The sequence below is a fragment of the Hydrogenophaga sp. genome (genome assembly GCF_026125825.1).
Lineage (GTDB): Bacteria > Pseudomonadota > Gammaproteobacteria > Burkholderiales > Burkholderiaceae_C > Hydrogenophaga.
The window spans coordinates 1-1,047 of record NZ_JAHCKK010000229.1; the positions used below are offsets into that span (position 1 = coordinate 1).

Consider the following 1,047-nt stretch of genomic DNA (forward strand, 5'->3'; position numbering starts at 1 on the left):
GCGACGGCGCCTCTTCGATCACCTTCTGGTGGCGGCGCTGGATGGAGCACTCCCGCTCGTTGAGGTAGATCACGTTGCCGTGGGCGTCGCCCAGCACCTGGATCTCGATGTGGCGCGGCTCCTGCACGAACTTCTCGATGAAGATGCGGTCGTCGCCGAAGCTGTTGCGCGCCTCGTTGCGGCAGCTGGTGAAGCCTTCCAGCGCTTCCTTGTCGTTGAAGGCCACGCGCAAGCCCTTGCCGCCGCCGCCTGCGCTGGCCTTGATCATCACGGGGTAGCCGATGTCGCGGGCGATCTCCACCGCGCGGTCGGCCGACTCGATGGCGTCGTTCCAGCCCGGAATGGTGTTGACCCTGGCCTCGTTGGCCAGCTTCTTCGAGGCAATCTTGTCGCCCATGGCCGCGATGCTGAAGTGGCGCGGGCCGATGAAGGCCATGCCTTCGTCTTCCACGCGCTTGGCGAAGGCCTCGTTCTCCGACAGGAAGCCGTAGCCCGGATGAATGGCCTGGGCCCCGGTGCGCTTGGCGGCCTCGATGATCTTGTCCGCGACCAGGTAGGACTCGCGCGAGGGCGCCGGCCCGAGCAGCACGGCCTCGTCGGCCAGCTGCACGTGGCGCGCTTCCTTGTCGGCCTCGGAATACACCGCCACCGTGGCAATGCCCATCTTCCTGGCAGTGGCGATGACGCGGCAGGCGATCTCGCCGCGGTTGGCAATCAGTATCTTGGTAAACATCATTTGTCCAATCTGTTCTTGACCGACTTACGTCCGGGGCTTCATTCCAGAAGTGCCGAGGAACCGGCTTTGCCGGGCCTGTTCACAGCGGAATGTTGCCGTGCTTGCGCCACGGGTTCTCGAGCTTCTTGTCCTTGAGCATCACCAGCGAGCGGCAGATGCGCTTGCGCGTCTCGTGCGGCAGGATGACGTCGTCGATGAAGCCGCGCGCGCCCGCCACGAAAGGGTTGGCGAAGCGGGCCTTGTACTCGGCCTCGCGTTGCGCGAGCTTGACGGGGTCCTTCTTCTCCTCGCGGAAGATGATCTCCACCGCA

General features: G+C 64.9%; 2 protein-coding genes. Both read right to left on the reverse strand.

Annotated elements, in window-relative coordinates; genetic code table 11:
• A partial coding sequence (locus KIT86_RS25165; protein ID WP_297403486.1) for a biotin carboxylase N-terminal domain-containing protein occupies positions 1 to 733 on the reverse strand: 733 nt, incomplete at its 3' end.
• A gap of 82 nt (positions 734 to 815) precedes the next feature.
• Positions 816 to 1,047: carboxyl transferase domain-containing protein (locus KIT86_RS25170; protein ID WP_297403488.1), on the reverse strand; the 232-nt coding region annotated here is incomplete at its 5' end.